Origin of the sequence: Microbispora sp. NPDC088329 (assembly GCF_040685655.1) — a bacterium.
GTDB lineage: Bacteria > Actinomycetota > Actinomycetes > Streptosporangiales > Streptosporangiaceae > Microbispora.
In genome coordinates this window covers 1-15,724 of record NZ_JBFBIP010000001.1, presented here as the reverse complement: position 1 = coordinate 15,724, position 15,724 = coordinate 1, and the positions used below count along the sequence as shown (strand labels likewise).

Annotated in this window: 18 protein-coding genes; 11 read left to right on the top strand and 7 right to left on the bottom strand. The window is 71.8% G+C overall.

The annotated features are described in order from the left end of the window. Window positions 1-40 precede the first annotated feature (40 nt). A complete protein-coding gene (locus tag AB0O28_RS00090; protein WP_363634554.1) occupies window positions 41-493 on the bottom strand; it encodes a nuclear transport factor 2 family protein in 453 nt (150 codons plus the stop codon). 102 nt (window positions 494-595) lie between these two features. On the opposite strand from AB0O28_RS00090, the gene AB0O28_RS00085 reads away from it, so the two are divergent. Then, the gene (locus tag AB0O28_RS00085; RefSeq protein WP_363634552.1) at window positions 596-1,150 is read left to right on the top strand and encodes a TetR family transcriptional regulator; all 555 of its coding nucleotides are present in this window, start codon (window positions 596-598) and stop codon (window positions 1,148-1,150) included. 14 nt (window positions 1,151-1,164) lie between these two features. Here AB0O28_RS00085 and AB0O28_RS00080 read toward each other — a convergent pair whose 3' ends face one another. Continuing rightward, window positions 1,165-1,518: a helix-turn-helix domain-containing protein gene (locus AB0O28_RS00080; RefSeq protein WP_363634550.1), complete on the bottom strand. Its 354-nt coding sequence runs from the start codon at window positions 1,516-1,518 to the stop codon at window positions 1,165-1,167. Between the two features lie 200 nt (window positions 1,519-1,718). On the opposite strand from AB0O28_RS00080, the gene AB0O28_RS00075 reads away from it, so the two are divergent. From AB0O28_RS00075 to AB0O28_RS00065, 3 genes are all read left to right on the top strand, one after another. Then, entirely contained in the window at window positions 1,719-2,348 is a 630-nt protein-coding gene (locus AB0O28_RS00075; RefSeq protein ID WP_363634548.1) for an NAD(P)H-binding protein, read from the top strand. 65 nt (window positions 2,349-2,413) lie between these two features. Beyond that, window positions 2,414-3,241, top strand: coding sequence for a Sua5/YciO/YrdC/YwlC family protein (locus tag AB0O28_RS00070; RefSeq protein WP_363634546.1), 828 nt, complete (start codon window positions 2,414-2,416; stop codon window positions 3,239-3,241). A 191-nt stretch (window positions 3,242-3,432) separates the two neighbouring features. Beyond that, the gene (locus tag AB0O28_RS00065; protein WP_363634544.1) at window positions 3,433-5,010 is read left to right on the top strand and encodes a hypothetical protein; all 1,578 of its coding nucleotides are present in this window, start codon (window positions 3,433-3,435) and stop codon (window positions 5,008-5,010) included. Window positions 5,011-5,039: 29 nt separating this feature from the next. Here the strand turns inward: AB0O28_RS00065 and AB0O28_RS00060 are convergent, their stop codons facing one another. Continuing rightward, window positions 5,040-5,396 carry a hypothetical protein gene (locus tag AB0O28_RS00060; protein ID WP_363634542.1) on the bottom strand — a complete coding sequence of 119 codons (357 nt, stop codon included), beginning with the start codon at window positions 5,394-5,396 and terminating at the stop codon, window positions 5,040-5,042. 261 nt (window positions 5,397-5,657) lie between these two features. On the opposite strand from AB0O28_RS00060, the gene AB0O28_RS00055 reads away from it, so the two are divergent. Continuing rightward, complete coding sequence (locus AB0O28_RS00055) at window positions 5,658-6,077, top strand: hypothetical protein (protein ID WP_363634540.1); 420 nt, start codon at window positions 5,658-5,660, stop codon at window positions 6,075-6,077. Between the two features lie 76 nt (window positions 6,078-6,153). Further along, window positions 6,154-6,558 (top strand): hypothetical protein, encoded by a 405-nt coding sequence (locus AB0O28_RS00050; protein WP_363634538.1) that lies wholly within the window; start codon window positions 6,154-6,156, stop codon window positions 6,556-6,558. 140 nt (window positions 6,559-6,698) lie between these two features. Here AB0O28_RS00050 and AB0O28_RS00045 read toward each other — a convergent pair whose 3' ends face one another. Further along, on the bottom strand, window positions 6,699-7,052 hold the full coding sequence (locus AB0O28_RS00045) for a DUF742 domain-containing protein (RefSeq protein WP_363634536.1): 354 nt from the start codon (window positions 7,050-7,052) through the stop codon (window positions 6,699-6,701). Further along, window positions 7,049-9,148 carry a nitrate- and nitrite sensing domain-containing protein gene (locus AB0O28_RS00040; protein WP_363634534.1) on the bottom strand — a complete coding sequence of 700 codons (2,100 nt, stop codon included), beginning with the start codon at window positions 9,146-9,148 and terminating at the stop codon, window positions 7,049-7,051. The genes AB0O28_RS00045 and AB0O28_RS00040 overlap by 4 nt, the downstream gene beginning before the upstream one ends. 175 nt (window positions 9,149-9,323) lie before the next feature. Between AB0O28_RS00040 and AB0O28_RS00035 the strand changes: the two genes are divergently transcribed. From AB0O28_RS00035 to AB0O28_RS00025, 3 genes are all read left to right on the top strand, one after another. After that, the gene (locus tag AB0O28_RS00035; RefSeq protein ID WP_363634532.1) at window positions 9,324-10,328 is read left to right on the top strand and encodes an EamA family transporter; all 1,005 of its coding nucleotides are present in this window, start codon (window positions 9,324-9,326) and stop codon (window positions 10,326-10,328) included. Window positions 10,329-10,406: 78 nt separating this feature from the next. Beyond that, the gene (locus AB0O28_RS00030) at window positions 10,407-11,021 is read left to right on the top strand and encodes a GntR family transcriptional regulator (protein ID WP_363634530.1); all 615 of its coding nucleotides are present in this window, start codon (window positions 10,407-10,409) and stop codon (window positions 11,019-11,021) included. 121 nt (window positions 11,022-11,142) lie between these two features. Then, entirely contained in the window at window positions 11,143-11,514 is a 372-nt protein-coding gene (locus tag AB0O28_RS00025; protein ID WP_363634528.1) for a hypothetical protein, read from the top strand. Between the two features lie 46 nt (window positions 11,515-11,560). On the opposite strand, the gene AB0O28_RS00020 is transcribed toward AB0O28_RS00025, so the two are convergent. Further along, window positions 11,561-12,322 carry a crotonase/enoyl-CoA hydratase family protein gene (locus AB0O28_RS00020; protein WP_363634526.1) on the bottom strand — a complete coding sequence of 254 codons (762 nt, stop codon included), beginning with the start codon at window positions 12,320-12,322 and terminating at the stop codon, window positions 11,561-11,563. A gap of 618 nt (window positions 12,323-12,940) precedes the next feature. Between AB0O28_RS00020 and AB0O28_RS00015 the strand changes: the two genes are divergently transcribed. Further along, window positions 12,941-14,338 (top strand): sugar transferase, encoded by a 1,398-nt coding sequence (locus AB0O28_RS00015; RefSeq protein ID WP_363634524.1) that lies wholly within the window; start codon window positions 12,941-12,943, stop codon window positions 14,336-14,338. 1 nt (window position 14,339) lies between these two features. Next, window positions 14,340-15,404, top strand: coding sequence for a glucose-1-phosphate thymidylyltransferase (locus AB0O28_RS00010; RefSeq protein WP_363634522.1), 1,065 nt, complete (start codon window positions 14,340-14,342; stop codon window positions 15,402-15,404). 47 nt (window positions 15,405-15,451) lie between these two features. On the opposite strand, the gene AB0O28_RS00005 is transcribed toward AB0O28_RS00010, so the two are convergent. Next, window positions 15,452-15,724, bottom strand: a 273-nt coding sequence (locus AB0O28_RS00005; RefSeq protein WP_363634520.1) for a hypothetical protein, incomplete at its 5' end; no start/stop codon positions are given.

The following is a 15,724-nucleotide window of genomic DNA, read 5'->3' as shown; positions in this document are numbered from 1 at the left end:
TCGCCATTGTGGCCGTGCCCGCGCGCCTGCGCGGCCCGGATCAGGCCGTGGCAGGTTCGTTCTCCGCGGCGGCAACGACGTCCCGCAGCCGGCCCATGGCGTGGTAGGTGCCGAACACGTCCATGTAGTCCCGCGTCTCCACGATTTCGCCGTTCCGTACGCGCAGAGTCAGCAGGCCGGTGGCCCGGAAGGGCCGGCCGTCCGGGCCGACGCTGCCGGTGCCCTCCCATTCACCGGTGACGACCTCGGGGTCGGCCGCCTCGTGGACGACGACGTCGTGGATCTCGGCGAGCCGTACGGGGCTCGCGCCCCACGAAGCACGGTAGAGGGCGCGGATCTCCTCCCGGCCCTGAAGGCGGGCGGGGAACAGCGGTGCCCGGAACGGGAACGTGTGGACGGCGTCGGCGGCGTAGAGACCGGCGAGGTCGTCGGCCGACCTGTCGACCATCGCCCGGTGAAAGCGGGCCAGGACCTCGCGCGGGGTGAGTGTCATCCGTTCACTCCGATCATTCGGCGAGCATTTCGCTCAACATTCGTTGACTCAACGACTGTAGAGCGAACGACCCTGCACGGTCAACGCCGGTAGAGTCGTCGCGTGGAGGGGACGCCGACGAGCCGGGCCGAGCGCCGGCGCCGCACCGAGGAGCGCATCCTGTCCGCCGCGCGGGCGATCTTCGCCGAGCGCGGCTTCCAGCGCACGACGATCCGGGCCGTGGCGGCGGCGGCGGAGGTCGACCCGGCCCTGGTCATGCAGTACTTCGGGTCGAAGCAGGACCTGTTCGAGCGGGCCGTGCGAATCCCGTCGATCCCGCCGTTGGACGGCGAGCTCGAGCCGGTCGAGGAACTGCTGGGCAGGATCGGCATGAAGATGGGACCGCTGCCGCAGGCGACGCTGGCGATGATGCGCTCCATGCTCACCCACCCCGACGCGGCCGAGGAGGTGCGCGGCAAGCTCGACGGTCAGGTGGCGCAGCTGGCGGACGCGATCGGCTCCGACGAGGCCGAACTACGGGCGGCCCTGATGGTCAGCACGATGCTGGGCGTGACGATCGCCCACCAGCTGCTCGGCCTCACGGCCCTGCGCGACGCGTCGCCCGAACGGATCGCCGAGGCCCTGCGCCCGTCCCTGCGCGCCCTCGCCGACGGCTGAGCAGGCCCGTACGGCTACGCCTCGCGGGCGTCGAGAAGCTCCTCCCAGTGCTCCTCGGCCCACGCGCACATGGCGTCCAGCGGTTCGAGCAGGCTCCGGCCGAGCGGCGTCAGCGCGTACTCGACCCGCTGAACCGGCCCGGGGTGGGCCGTGCGCAGGACGAACCCGTCGCGTTCGAGCGTGCGCAGCGACTGGGTGAGCACCTTGGCCGAGATGCCGCGCAGGGGGACGCGCAGTTCGGAGAAGCGCCGCGGCCCCTGTTCCAGGCAGCGAACGATCATCCCGGACCACTTGTCTCCGAGCCTGATGGGCATCAGGCCGGACGGACAGAGCGGATCGAACATGTCCGGGTCGAGTGGTTCGGTCACGGCGACAACGCTAGGTCGTGTCGAGTGATCTATCCAGCCTGCCGCGCGACGGCGCCTCGAGCGGCCCGCCCACGTCGCCGATCCTCCGTGCGGGGGAAGATCACTCCCTGGCCGGTGACCCGGAGGTAACCGCCCACCCGGATAGCGTCCGCTCCAAGACGGCCGGCCACTGTGACCGGTCCGGGCGGAGAGGGGTGCGCGTGAGCGCGATCGTGGTGTTCGGGGCGGGCGGCAGGGCGGGCCGCGCGGTGGTACGGGAGGCGCGCGAGCGCGGGCACACGGTGACGGCGGTGGTCCGCGATCCCGCCGCGTACGGCGGTCCGGAGGCGGACGACGTCGTCGCGGGCGACGTCACACACGCGGACGCGATCGCGCGGATCGCCGTGGGCCACGACGTGGCGGTCAACGCCGCCGCCGATCTGACCGCCCCGCCGATGGAGTTCTTCCCCGCGGCGGCCCGTGCGCTGCTCGGGGGTCTGGAACGGGCCGGTGTCCGGCGCCTGATCGCGGTCGGCCTGGCCACGGGCCTGCGGACCGCCTCGGGGACGCTGCTGCGGGACACACCGGGCTACCCCCAGGACTACCTCGAGTTCTACCTCGGCCACGAGGCGGGGACCGCCGTCCTGCGCGAGGCGGCCACTCCGGTGGACTGGCTGGTGATCAGCCCGTCCGGCGACTTCGATCACGAAGGGGGGCGCACCGGGCGGTACCGCCCGGCGCCGGGCGACGCCGGGAGCCGGATCTCCTACCCCGACCTCGCGGTGGCCGTGCTCGACGAGGCGGAGCGGCCCCGTCATCGGCGCGTTCACCTCGGTGTGGAGCAGGCGTGACCACGCCGCTGAGATTGGTGGGACGTATGTGATTAGAGGCGTCGGCCGGGGGCAGTGCGGCTTTCATGGTCATCTCGGCTTCCCCCGGCGCTCGGCGAAGCGAGCACGGGCTCTGTCCGGCCTGCGTGCGAGAGCTGTTCGACCGGGCCGGCCGCAGGTATATGTATCCGCTCGTCTGCTGCGACGACTGCCGGCCGCGCGCCGCGGCGGCGCCCTCCGCCGTCCTGTGCGCGGACTGCGGACGAGAGTGCCGCGGGCCGGACGCCCGCCGGTCCGCGTCCGCCGCGACGGGCTGCACGGCCTGCGGTCCCGGCCTTCGCTGGCAGGGGATCACGGGCGCGGACGCCCTGGCCGCGGCCGTCGCGGCGATCGGAACCGGGGGAGTGGCCGGCGTGCGCGACCTGTTCGCCGACCAGGTCGTCTGCGACGCCAGATCCGAGCAGGCGCTGGCCCGCGTGGACGGTGCGTCCGGACGGGTCCGCGTGCTGGTCCGGAACGTCTCGATGGCCAGGGAGGTGGCGAATCTGACCGCTCCCGAAATCCGTGCGCTGGTCGAGCGGGCCGAGCCCGCCACGCTGGTGCGGCTGCGCGAGCCGATGCTTCCCCGGGCCGTACGGCGCGAGACGCCCGACGCCGACCTGTTCCTGCCCCGCACCCCGCTGCAGCATCTGCTCACCGCCCGCCTGGACGGCCCGCTCGCGGTGTGGGACCGGTCGGGCGAGCCGGCCGACGAGTGGCCGTGCGACGGGACGCTCACCGTGACCGGGCTGGTCCGTGCGGAGCGCCAGAGCTGGACGGCCGGGTTGCCTGCCCGCCTGTCGTTGGGCGGGACCTCCTCGCCCTTCATCTCCAAGGAGCCGACCCCGGCGCCGTCGCCCGTCAGCACCCCGTAGCGCGGGACGACACGGCGCGGGCGCCCCCCGAGCCGTTACGCAGGGCCCGTCACGCAGGAAAAGCCGTCACGCAGGACAAGCGGGATGGCTTTCGGGCACGGCCGGCTCGCTTCATGCCATTCGCGCAACGATCGGACCGACCGCCGGGGAAGGGACTGCAGCCCCGGAGGAGACCGATCTACGATCGGCGAATGCGTGATCGTCTCTGGAACGACCGCTCACGTATCAAGACGGCCCCGGGCGTCGTGCGGGGCGCTCGGATCGGCGCGCAGGCGGCCTGGCTCGGCCATCCGTTGACCGCCGCGGCGGTCACCGTGCTGATCGTCAACGACCGGGTGCTGAAACTCCTGTGGCCGGGTGTGGTCACCGGCAAGCTCAGCGATATCGCCGGCATGCTCGTCGCGCCCCCGCTGCTGGCCCTGCTCGCCGCGTACGCGCTCCGGGCCGCGGGACGCGTCCCGCTGGATGACCGCACGGCCGCCGGGGCGATCGTGCTGACCGGGGCGCTGTTCGCGTGGATGAAGACGAGTGCGGCGGGTGCGGAGGCGGCGACCCGGGCGTGGGCGGTGTTCGTGCCGTCCTCGCGGGTGGCGGCCGACCCCACCGACCTGATCGCCCTTCCGGTCCTGGCCGTCGCGTGGCTCGTGTGGCGGCGCGCGGCCCGGCGTACGGACCGGGACCTCCTGCGGGCCCGCACGCTGGTGGTGCTCCCCGCCGCGGTCTTCGCCGTGACCGCGACCAGCGCGGTGCCCGCCTCGTCGTCCGCCCGGGCCGTCGAGGTGCGTCAGGGGGAGATCGTGATCGCCGTCGCCCCTTACGGCCCCGCGATCGCCACCGCCGACGCCGGGAGGTCGTGGCACGAGTGGAAGGGCTCCGCGTCCCCCTCGTTGTCCCCCTCGCCATCTTCGTCTCCCTCCTTGTCTCCGGCGACCCGGGCATGCGTGCCCGCCGACCCGAAGCACTGTTACCGGGTCACATCGGGCAGGCTCAGGGTCGAGGAGACCGCCGACGGGGGAGCGACCTGGACGGTCGCCTGGGAGATCTCCAGTGGCAGGCAGGGCTGGCTCGACCGGGCCTACGGGAATCCCGATCCCCTGGGCGAGCGCAGCGACCGGGCCGCCTCCGTGGCCGTCGCCGTGCAGGCGGTGCCGGGCGGGCACGTGGTGGCCGTGGCGAACGGGACCGACGGGGTCGCGCTGCGTGATGTGTCGGGACGGTGGCGGCGGCTGGGCTTCCCCCTGCACGGCGCGGAGAGGGCCCCGCTGTCGGAGGACGCCGCCGCCCCCCTCGCGTCCCCCGGCGAGCGGATCGGCACAGAGCTGGGGGTCGCCGTCCTCGTGGCGCTCGTGGCGCTGCTCGCGGCCCTCGGCACGACGACGGGCGCGCGCAGGTGGCCGGTCCGCTTCTGCGTCTTCGCCGCGATCATGTGGGTGAGCGTTCTGCTGTTCGCGACCGCGCAGGGTATGGCCGCCCTCTTCTCCCTGGTGTACTCCGTGCCCTTGTTCGTGATCGGCGCGGTCGGCGTGCTCACCGTCTGGCTGCGGTGGCCGCCGAGGGGGACCCGTCTCCTGCTCGCCGCGCCGGCCGCGTTCGCCGCGGTCTTCCTGCCGTTCCTGGGCTGGAGCATGGGACTGCCCGACGATTACGGCGTCGCGGTGCTGCTCGCGGTCCTGCTCTGCGCGGTGGTTCTGTTCGTCGCCGTACGCGCCGTCGTACTGGAGCGGACGCGCACGCGGAGGGCGCGGGCCATGCCCGCTCCCTCCGCGTGACGGCCGCGAAACGGCCGCGTGTGATCCGATCAGACGTTGGCGCAGATGGCGTAGACGCTGATGCCGACGGTGCTGTAGCTGTTCTGCCGGCCGAGCGCGATCCATCCGGTGCCGTCCGGCGTGGGGAAGCTGCCTACGAGGACCGCGTCGTTGCCCTGCGCCTCGCCGCCGCCGCCCACGGCGCGCTTGCCCTGGGGGCAGTACACCGTGCGCCGGGTGAAGTTCGGCACGTTCGCGTTGGGCAGCGTCACGACCTGGTAGCCGTCCACGACGGCGCGGGATGTGGCCTGCGGGCCCGCGTCGGCCAGCGCGGCCGCGCCCGCGCCGGTGACCGTGAGCCCGGTGAGGACCAGCGCGCCCGTCGTGATTGCGTGAACAAATCGCACGTAAAAGCTCCGTTGTGTTGAAAATGACCGGATTTCGAACCGAGAATCGGGTGTGGATGGCGTCAACGCCGTCCCCGTCGGTTCCGTGGCCTCACCTACCCTTGATCGTCTGTCGTCACACTTCGCAATGGGGTATTTACGCCTCGTAGTGAATACGTCGACTTCGGCATGACACAAGGTCACGACCGTCCATGCGGGCCCCGCGCGGCGCAGGAGGGCTGCCGTTCGCCCGTGGGTACGTTCCTGCTCGGGAGGATCGCCATGAGAAAGATCGTCGCTGTCGCCATGTTCGCTGCGATGACCATGCTCGGGACGGTCGCCTCGGTGGCCGCAGGGGCCGGCGGCCGCCCGGGAATCGGTCCGAGGGCGGGGATCGCGCAGGCGTCCGCGCCCGAAGGGGGCGTGGAGCGGCAGGAGGTGAGCCGGAAACAGTACGACATCCTCGTCGGCCAGTGCCGCTACCGGAAGACGTCCGAGGCGCGGCATCGCTGCCGCGCGCAGGTGCGCGAGCAGTACACGGTGGGCGCCTTCAATCCGAACCTCGACTGCCGCACGTACTCCGGAGTCAGCGTCTGCGGAGTGCTCGAACTCACCGCCGCTCAGCGCTCCTGCGTCGAAGAGTCGGTGGGCGGCGGACTGACCCGGCGGCGGGCCGAGGTGGAGTGTTACGCCTTCCGCTGAGCCGTTTTCGGCGGAATTTCCGGCTGAACGCAATATTTTGGCTAAACCGCAACTTTCGGTGATCTACCCTGCGTGGGTGGACGCCAACAGTCAGGGTGCCGCCGAACTCCTGAGCGCGTTGATGCGCACCGCTGCGCGGTTCAGCGAGATGGGGCGGTCCGTTTCCCGCGACTTCTTCCCCCATGTCCGCGTGGAGCCCGTCTGCGACCTGGCCGGACCCGCCGTACGGCTCGGTGCCGCGCTCGCGCTGCCCGGGCACGACCTCGTGTTCGAGACCGCGGTCGCGGTCGGCGACGGGACGTTCGGCGTGCGGGGCGACCTCGTGCTGGACGGCGAGGAGGAGCTCCTCGTCCTGCCGCCCGTCGAGACCGCCGATCCGCTCGCGTGCGCGGCCCTGCTGGACCGGTACGCCGACGAGCTGCTGACCCCAGCTCGCTGGCACGTCCAGCGGCTCATGGAGTCGTGCGAAGCCGACTCCTAGGCGTCGCGCGCCGGCGGACGCCCGGGGAGGAGAGCGGCGCCCCGCGAGGAGGACTCCCGCGGGATCCCAGTGCCTCTCGCGGGGGCAGTGCCTCTCGCGGGATCACAGTGCCTCCCGCGGGGTCAGTGCCTCTCGCGGGATCACAGTGCCTGAAGCCCCTGGATCACCTCGCGGAGAAGGCGCTCTTCCGGCAGCTGGGCGACCGTGGCCGGCGGCCGCGCCGTGATCAGTCCCTGGTCGCGCAGGTCGCCCAGCAGGATGCGCACGACGTTCAGCGACAGGCCGAGCTCCGAGGCCAGGTCGGCCACGGAGGAGGGAACCCGGCACAGCTGCAGGATCCGCCAGTGCTCGGGAGCCAGCCCGGTGACCCCGCTGTACGCCGAGGGAGCCGTCCTGATGATGGTCATCAGGTCGAATTCCGGACCGGTCGGGCGGGTACGGCCACGGGTGAGCGTGTAGGGACGCAGCAGCGGCCCGTCCTCGTGCTCGGTCACGAGTCCTCCTGAGCGCGTTGCCAGCCGGCCTGGAAGGAGGAGAATACATCGCTCCGTTCCTCCTTGAGCTGCGGGGCCAGGTTGGCCTGCCGCACCCGGCGGGGGAGGGAATCCTGGGCCTGGCCGCCGATCGGCGGGGTGAGGGCCAGGGCTGGGGGTGGGACCTCCGGCTGGGCGAGGCGCTCGACCACCGGTTCCCGGGTCTCGTTCTCCACCACGATCTCCTGCGGGAGCAGGAGCACGGCGCTCGTCCCGCCGTACGGCGAGGTGCGCAGGGAGACGCGGATGTTGTGCCGCCGTGCCAGCAGCCCGACGACGAACAGTCCCAGCCGGTCGCTGTCGGCCAGGTCGAACTCGGGCGGATCGGCGAGCCGCGCGTTGAGGTGCGACAGCTCTTCCGGGGGAATGCCGAGCCCGCGGTCCTCGACCTCGATCGCGAAGCCGCGGGCGACCATCTCCCCCCTGACCTGCACACGAGTGTGGGGCGGGGAGAAGACCGTGGCGTTCTCGATCAGCTCGGCGAGCAGGTGGACGACGTCGGTGACGCTGCTGCCCGCGAGCGAGAACCCGTGCGGCAGGTTGACGTCCACCCGCAGGTAGTCCTCCACCTCTTCGATGGCGGCGCGGGCCACGTCGTACAGCCGGACGGGATTGCGCCAGCCCCGGCCGGGCACGGCGCCGGACAGGATGATCAGGCCCTCGGCGTGGCGGCGCATGCGGGTGGTGAGATGGTCGACGCCGAACAGCCGCTCGAGCAGATCGGGGTCGCTGATCTCCTTCTCCAGGCCGTCCAGCATGCCGAGCTGGCGTTGCAGCAGCGACTGGCTTCGCCGGGCCAGGTTGAGGAAGACCTTGTTGACGCCCTTGCGCAGCTCGGCCTGGCCGACGGCCGCCTCGATCGCGGTCTGCTGCACGGAGGTGAAGGCGCGGCCGACGTTCTCGATCTCGACGGTGCCGCTCGCCTGGGCCATCGGCGAAGTCTCGGCCGCCACGTCGACGTCCTCGCCGCGCCGCAGCCGCCGTACGAGGTCGGGCAGGCGCCGCCCGGCCAGGTCGGCGGCGGCCCGGTGCAGGATGCTCAGCTCGCCGGCCACGGTCCGGGCGAACCTGACGGAGATGAACGCGGTCGCGAGCAGGGCCGCCAGGCCGAGCGCGCCGACGATGCCGATGTCCCAGAGCACGTCCTGGGCCAGCGGCACGGCGCGGGCGGCGGTGGCGTCGGCGGCCGCGTCGGTCGTCTCGGTGAGCTGACGGGTCAGGGCCTGGGCGGTCGTCGGCCAGGCGATCGCCTCCGGCGGGAGCGGCTGGCCCGGCCGCACTCTGGCGATCACGTCGTCCTCCAGGGAGACGAACGACGTGTAGACGGCGGAGGAGTTCAGCGTGCCGTACTGCTTGAGCAGGCCGGCGTCGAGCTGGCTGGTGCCGAGCTGGTAGAGCAGGCGCCGCTTGCCGACCATGCCGGAGAAGGCGTCCCGCTCGTCCTGCGTCATCCGCCCGGACGCCTGCGCGCCCAGCACGAGGGCGGACTGCTGGCTCACCAGTTCGCGGCTGCGGGTGATGAGGATGAGCGCCTTGGTCTGCTCGATGATGTCGATGTCCGGGGAGATCATCAGCCGGTCGTAGACCTGGTGGGCGGCCTCGACGGCCGTGCTGTACTCCTCGATGGCGTCGAGCCGGGTGAGCCGCTGGTCGTCGATCTGGCCGCGCAGGACGTCGAGCCGGTCCAACTGCCGGCGCAGGTCCTGCACCCGGTCCCACATGGCCGGGGGCGTCTCGTCCCGGGCCTCCTCCGACAGGCGGGCCAGCAGGACCGCGGTGGCGTCCGTCTTGCGGCGCTGCGCCTGCAGGTCCGTACGCAATGAGCTGGTGCGCCAGGCGAGGTAGCTCACCGACACGAACCGCTCGCTCTGCAGCGCGTTGATGGCCTCACTGACGGGATAGACGATGTTGTCGTAGACCTTCTGGATACGCAGGAGCTGCTGCCCCTGCTCGATGGTCAGCTTGGCGGCGAACCCCCAGATCACCACCAGGGCGGTCACAGGCACCAGCAGGATCGCGAAAATCTTGAAGCGGATGGATCGTTTCCGACCAGCCATCAGACCTGCCCGTCGGTTACACATGTGTTAACAGTGGCGAAACCATAGCAATCCGTGAGCTGCGCCACCAGGGATCGTTCCTAACGACTTGGGCTACAGCCCCATATCGGGACAGTCTCGACGTTCCCGGAATAAAGTGCTTGCTGTCCTGTGTCTGGTTGTCAGACAATCGACCATGAACTCCAGATCGGGCCCTCTCGCGGTGGTCGGGGCGGCCGTCCTGTGGGGGACCGCGGGCACCGTGGGCGCCCTGGCCACCGCGAGTTCCGTCTCGCTGGCGGCGGCCCGCCTCGTGCTCGGCGGGGCCTTGCTGGGCGCGCTGGCGCTGGTCGCGCATCGCCGGGGCCGCCGCACCGCCCGCGGGAACGGTCCCGCGCCCGGCAATGCCACGCGCTGGGCACTGGTCCTGGGCGCCGCCGCCGTCGCGGCCTACCAGCTGTGCTTCTTCGCCGCGGTCGGCAGGACGGGCGTGGCGATCGGCACCGTGGTGGCCATCGGCAGCGGCCCGGTCTTCACCGGGCTCCTGTCCTGGATCGTCGGGCACGAGCGGCCGAGCGGGCGCTGGGCGCTCGCCACGGCCGCCGCCGTCGCCGGGTGCACCGTGCTCGTGACCGGCGGGGGAGGGGGAGCCGGCGGCGCGGAGGCGGGCGGCGTCGCGCTCGCCCTCCTCGGCGGGCTCCTGTACGCCTTCTACGCGGTCGTGGCGGCCCGCGCCATCGGCGGGGGCATGGGATCGGGGATCGTCATGGGCGCTCTCTTCGGCGGCGCGGCCCTGCTCATGCTGCCGGTCCTCGCACTGACCGGACCGGCCTGGCTCGCACGTCCGGGCGGTCTGCTGGCCGCGCTCTACCTCGGCTGCGCCACGACCGGTCTGGCCTATCTCCTGTACGGCCGGGGCCTGCGCACGACCCCGGTCGCCGCGGCGGCCACGCTCGCGCTGGCCGAGCCCGCCGTCGCGGCCCTGCTGGGCGTCGTGGCGCTGCGCGAGCACCTGTCCCCCGTCTCCTTAGCAGGTCTGGTGCTGCTCGCCCTGGGACTGGTCGTGGTGGCGCTGCCCGCCAGGCCGATCATGCGGGAACCCGTCGTACCCGCCGTGGACCGGACGGCCGGCGCCGGGGAACGTCTGCCGATCGCGGCTCGTCGCGAGCCCGGGCCACGCGCGGCAGGGCATGAATCGTAGGTCGTGTCCCGCTCCCCGGCCCGGAACGGCACCGCGGCGGAGCTCCACCCCGCCGGTCGCCGCACTAGGCTCGGCCCCGTGACCACCCTGAGGCCCGTCTCCACCGTCGAGGCGCTCGCCGCCGCGCTGCGCGAGCGGGTGCTGTCCGGGGACATCGAGCCGGGGGCCGCGCTTCCCGAGCAGGAGCTGTCGGCCCGGTACGGCGTGGCCCGCCCCACCGTGCGGGAGGCGCTGGCCCTGCTCGTCCACGAGGGACTGCTGCGGCGTGAGCGCAACCGCAGCGCGTACGTCCCGGTGATCACCTCCGCCGACCTGGCCGACCTGATGTACGTGCGCGGGCCGCTGGAGGAACTGATGGCGCAGGCCGTCGCGGGGCGCCGGGTCACGGCGGCGGAGGAGGCGCTGAACCGGCTGGCCGGCCTGCCTCCGGGGGCGCCCTGGGCGGCCGTGGTGGCCGAGCACATGGCACTGCACGAGGCGCTCGTCGCCGCCGCCGGCAGCCCGCGACTGGAGCGCCTGTACGCCACGCTCGCGGCCGAGACGCGGCTCGGGCTGGTCCGGCTCAGGCACGCGTACGCCGATCCCCACGAGCTCGCGACGGAGCACGCCGCGCTGCTGCGCGTCATCGCCGAGGGACCGGCGGACGCGGCGGTCCACGCGGTGCGCGAGCACCTGCGGTGGCGGCACGCCTGAGCCCGCGACGGCCGCCGTGCGGCCGGGGGGACGCCGATCACCCCGCACATGGCCTCCCGCAGGCGGTCTCCCACGCGGGTTCTCTTGCACGCTGCCGCTTCAAGTCGTCACAATCGCGCCCATGCACGGCAACCCAGTGCCGGACACCTACGTGTACGTCACCGAAGAAGGCGTGACGCGTCACTACGCCGACGGCAGCGTCGAGGCCCTCGCTTGGGAGGACGTGGTCGAGGTCCGGGTCGGCGGCCAGAGCCACCGGGATCCGTCCGCCCAGCAGGAGGACGTCTTCATCGTCCTGCTCGACCGGGAGGGCGAGGGCTGTGTGGTCCCGCACTCGGCGACCGACGCGAGTTTCCTGGCCCGGCTGCGCTACCTGCCGGACTTCGACCTCGACCGGTTGAGCACGGCGGTCGCGAGCGCGCGTGCGGACTACGTCGTGGTGTGGCGCAGCCCGGAGCCGCCGTCCCCGTTACCCGACCTCGAATACGACTGAGCGCCGGGCCCTACTCCTGGGTCCTCTTCCCGTGCCGTGTCGGGCCCTATTCCTGGATGCCGTGCCGGCCATGGCCGGCACGGAAGCGCTCCACGCCGGCGAGACGTCCCGCCTCCAGTGTGGCCAGGCCGTGCCGGAACTCGGCGGCCATCGCCTCCCCCTCCGCCGTACCCTCCTGCTCCAGCACGGACATCCGGTCGCCGCGCAGGCACGCCTGCGGCAGCGCCGCCAGCCGGTGCGCCAGCTCCCTCGCCGCCTCCAGCGCCGTGCCCGGCGGCACCACCCGGGTCACCAGGCCCATCTCCAGCGCCTCCCGCGCCGGCACCGGCCGCCCGGTCAGGATGAGGTCCAGCGCGCGGCCGGTGCCGATCAGGCGCGGCAGGCGCACCGTGCCGCCGTCGATCAGCGGCACGCCCCACCGCCGGCAGAAGACGCCGAAGACCGCGTCCTCGGCGGCCACCCGCAGGTCGCACCACACGGCCAGTTCGAGCCCGCCGGCGACGGCGTGGCCCTCCACGGCCGCGATCACCGGCTTCGACAGGCGCATGCGGGTGGGCCCCATGGGGCCGTCGCCGTCGGGCTCCACCCGGTTGCCCCTGTCGGTGCCGACCGCGTGCAGGTCCGCGCCGGAGCAGAACGTGCCGCCCTCGCCCCACAGCACGGCGACGGACGCGCTCTCGTCGGCGTCGAACGCGCGGAACGCCCCGGCCAGGGCGGCGGCGGTGGCCCCGTCGACGGCGTTGCGGACGTCGGGGCGGGACAGGATCACGATCGTGACCGGGCCGTCCCGGTCCACGCGTACGGACATGACGCCGACTGTATTCCGGCCTGTGCCGAACGGCATCCACGCTCAGTGGACAGCGGCACCGCCTATACGAGGACATAATGGGCGAAACACCCCAAATCCAACCACCCACCGTGAATCGGCGATTTCGGCCGGGCGGGAACCGCCCTATCTATGGCGTCAATATTCGGAAAGTCGCTAAAGATGGCATCATTGGACCGTTCCCGTCAAGTCATTTGGATAGTTCCAATGCGGCCGAATGTGGACAGACGATCGTCGTTCCTAACGGAAGAGGCGCTCTTTAATATCAGAGTCGGGTGCCAGGCCATGAAACCGTGTGCTCCGCGTCAACCTGTGTGACGGAACGGGCGTCAATTCTGCAAAGTCCGGCGACTGAGGAGTGTCTGACAAATGCTTCCCGTCGCGAGCGCGGATCCGGGTGGACGCATCGTAAGGCCGAGGAGGAGGGCGGAGCGGAGCCTCCGTCCGGTGACGAGAACGCAGCGAGGCGCCGCCCGGGCCCCGCGCGGCAGGGCTTGGTTTGTCAGACGCGACCTAGGGGCGTGATTGATGGAGACGCGGTTGGGGCCGACCCAGACGCGAACTGTCCCCGCGGGTGTTGGGCAGCGGAAATACACCAGCATGGCGACGGCGGTCTACTTCAGGCTGCTCGTGGCCGGTGATCTGGCGTGCTCCGTTCTCGCGTTCGGCGCGGTCGAGGGGACTCGGCTCGCGCTGGGTGCGTTCATTCCCGTGGTTGATCTGATCTTCGGCGTCACCCTGACCGTCCTGTGGCCCGGCGTCATGAGCCTGGTCGGCAGCTACCGCAGGAGTGCGCACGGCGAGGGGACGGAGGAGTTCCGGGCCGTCGCGCAGGGCGGCTTCGGACTCGTGGCGACGGTCGCGATCGGGGCGTACGTCACGCAGACCACCGTGGCCAGAAGCTACGTCATGGCCATGGTGCCGCTCGCGACGTTCGTCACGCTGGTGTTCCGCCACCGGATGCGCAAGCGCCTGCACCGGTCCCGGTCCCGGGGCGAGTACATGCGCAGGGTCGTCGCGGTCGGGCACGGCGCGGCCGTTCTCGACCTGGTCATGCAGTTGCGGCGGCAGCCGTACCACGGGATGCGGGTCGTCGCGGCGTGCCTGCCGAACGCGCAGGACCGCAGCCAGCGGCTCGACGTCGACGACATCCCCGTGCTCGGGAACTTCGGCGAGGTGCCGGGGGTCGTCGACGAGGTGTCCGCCGACGCGGTGGCCGTACTGGCCTGCCCCGAGCTGGACGGCGCGGCGCTGCGCCGCCTCGCGTGGGGCATCGAGTCGAGGGGCGCCGAGCTGTTCGTCGCTCCGGCGCTCATGGACGTCGCGGGCCCCCGGGTGAGCGTGCGGCCGGTCGCCGGGATGCCCCTGCTCCACGTGCAGCACCCCGACCTCGACGGTACGGGCCAGCTCGTGAAAAGCGTGTTCGACAGGGTGGTCGCGGCGGTCGCGCTGGCGATCGCGGCGGTGCCGATGCTCGCGATCGCGGCCGCGATCCGCCTGACCAGCCCCGGGCCCGCGCTCTTCCGCCAGACCCGGGTCGGCCGGCACGGCCGCGAGTTCGAGGTGCTCAAGTTCAGGACGATGGTGGTGGACGCGGAGAAGCTGCGGCAGGTTCTCCTTGAGGAGAACGAATCGGACGGGGTGTTGTTCAAAATTCGGAACGATCCAAGGATCACCCGGGTGGGGGCCGTCCTTCGCCGCTACTCGCTCGACGAGTTTCCCCAGCTCATCAACGTGCTGCGGGGTGAGATGTCCCTCGTCGGCCCGCGTCCGCCGCTGCCGGCCGAGGTCGAGCGGTACGGCGTGGACGTGCGCCGCCGCCTGGTCGTCAAGCCGGGCATGACCGGCCTGTGGCAGGTCAGCGGCAGGTCCGACCTGTCCTGGGACGAGTCGGTCCGGCTCGACCTGCGCTATGTGGAGAACTGGTCGCTCATGCTCGACCTGCAGGTGCTGTGGAAGACGTGGTCGGCTGTCACCCGCGGCGACGGGGCGTACTGACATGAAGGCCCTCGTCCTCGCAGGCGGCTCCGGAACCCGTCTGCGCCCCATCACGCACACGCAGGCCAAACAACTGGTGCCGGTGGCCAACAAGCCGGTGCTGTTCTACGGCCTGGAGTCGATCGCCGAGGCCGGCATCCGCGAGGTCGGCATCGTCGTCGGCGACACGCACGCCGAGATCGAAGCGGCGGTTGGCGACGGCTCCCGGTTCGGCCTGCAGGCCACCTATCTCCGCCAGGAGGCGCCGCTCGGGCTCGCGCACGCCGTGCTGATCGCCCGCGACTACCTCGGCGACGACGACTTCGTCATGTATCTGGGCGACAACTTCATCGTGGGCGGGATCGAGGGTCTGGCCGAGCGCTTCCGGGCGCGGCGGCCCAGTGCGCAGATCATGCTGACCCGGGTGTCCGACCCCCGGCAGTTCGGCGTCGCGGAACTCGACGCGAACGGCCGGGTCGTCGGTCTGGAGGAGAAGCCGCGTGAACCGAAGAGCGACCTCGCCCTGGTCGGCGTCTATCTGTTCACCCCGGCGATCCACGACGCGGTGGCGGAGCTCAAACCGTCCTGGCGGGGTGAGCTGGAGATCACCGACGCCATCCAGTGGCTCATCGACTCCGGCCACGATGTCGAGCCGTCGGTCATCTCGGGCTACTGGAAGGACACCGGGAACGTCGCCGACATGCTCGAGGTGAACCGCCTCGTGCTGGAGTCGTCGGAGCCCCGGATCGACGGGGACGTCGAGGACTGTGAAATCATCGGCCGGGTCGTGGTGGAGGCCGGCGCGTCCGTGCGCCGCTCGCGCGTCGTCGGACCGGTGGTGATCGGCGCGGGGACCGTCATCACCGGCTCGTACGTCGGCCCGTTCACCTCCATCGGCGCGGACTGCGTGGTGAGCGGGAGTGAGATCGAGTATTCGATCGTGCTGTCCCGCGCGTCCATCCAAGGGGTGCGCCGGATCGAGGCCTCACTGATCGGGCATGACGTCGAGGTCACCCCGGCGCCCGAGACCCCGAGGGCGCACCGCCTGGTGCTGGGGGACCACAGCAGGGTCCAGATCAGCTCCTGACCGTCGCCGGCTCCTGACCCCTGTGGTGGCCCCGGCCTCGTGCGTTCCTAACCCTGGCAGGAGAGGTCCTTCACGACGGAGGTCACGTTGTAGTCGTCGTCGATGGTGACCAGCCGGTTGCCCGTCCAGTTCGTTGTGGGGCAGTCGGAGTCGGAGGGGCCGTAGTCCCAGGATTTGTCGACGACGGCGTTGCCGCGGACGACGGCGCCGCGGGCGGCTCTGACCCTGATGGTGTAGGTGCCGCCGACGAGCAGGTTGTTCGTGACCTGGACGCCGGTGTTGGCGTCGACGAGGAAGACCGGTGCGGTGTGCTGGGGGGC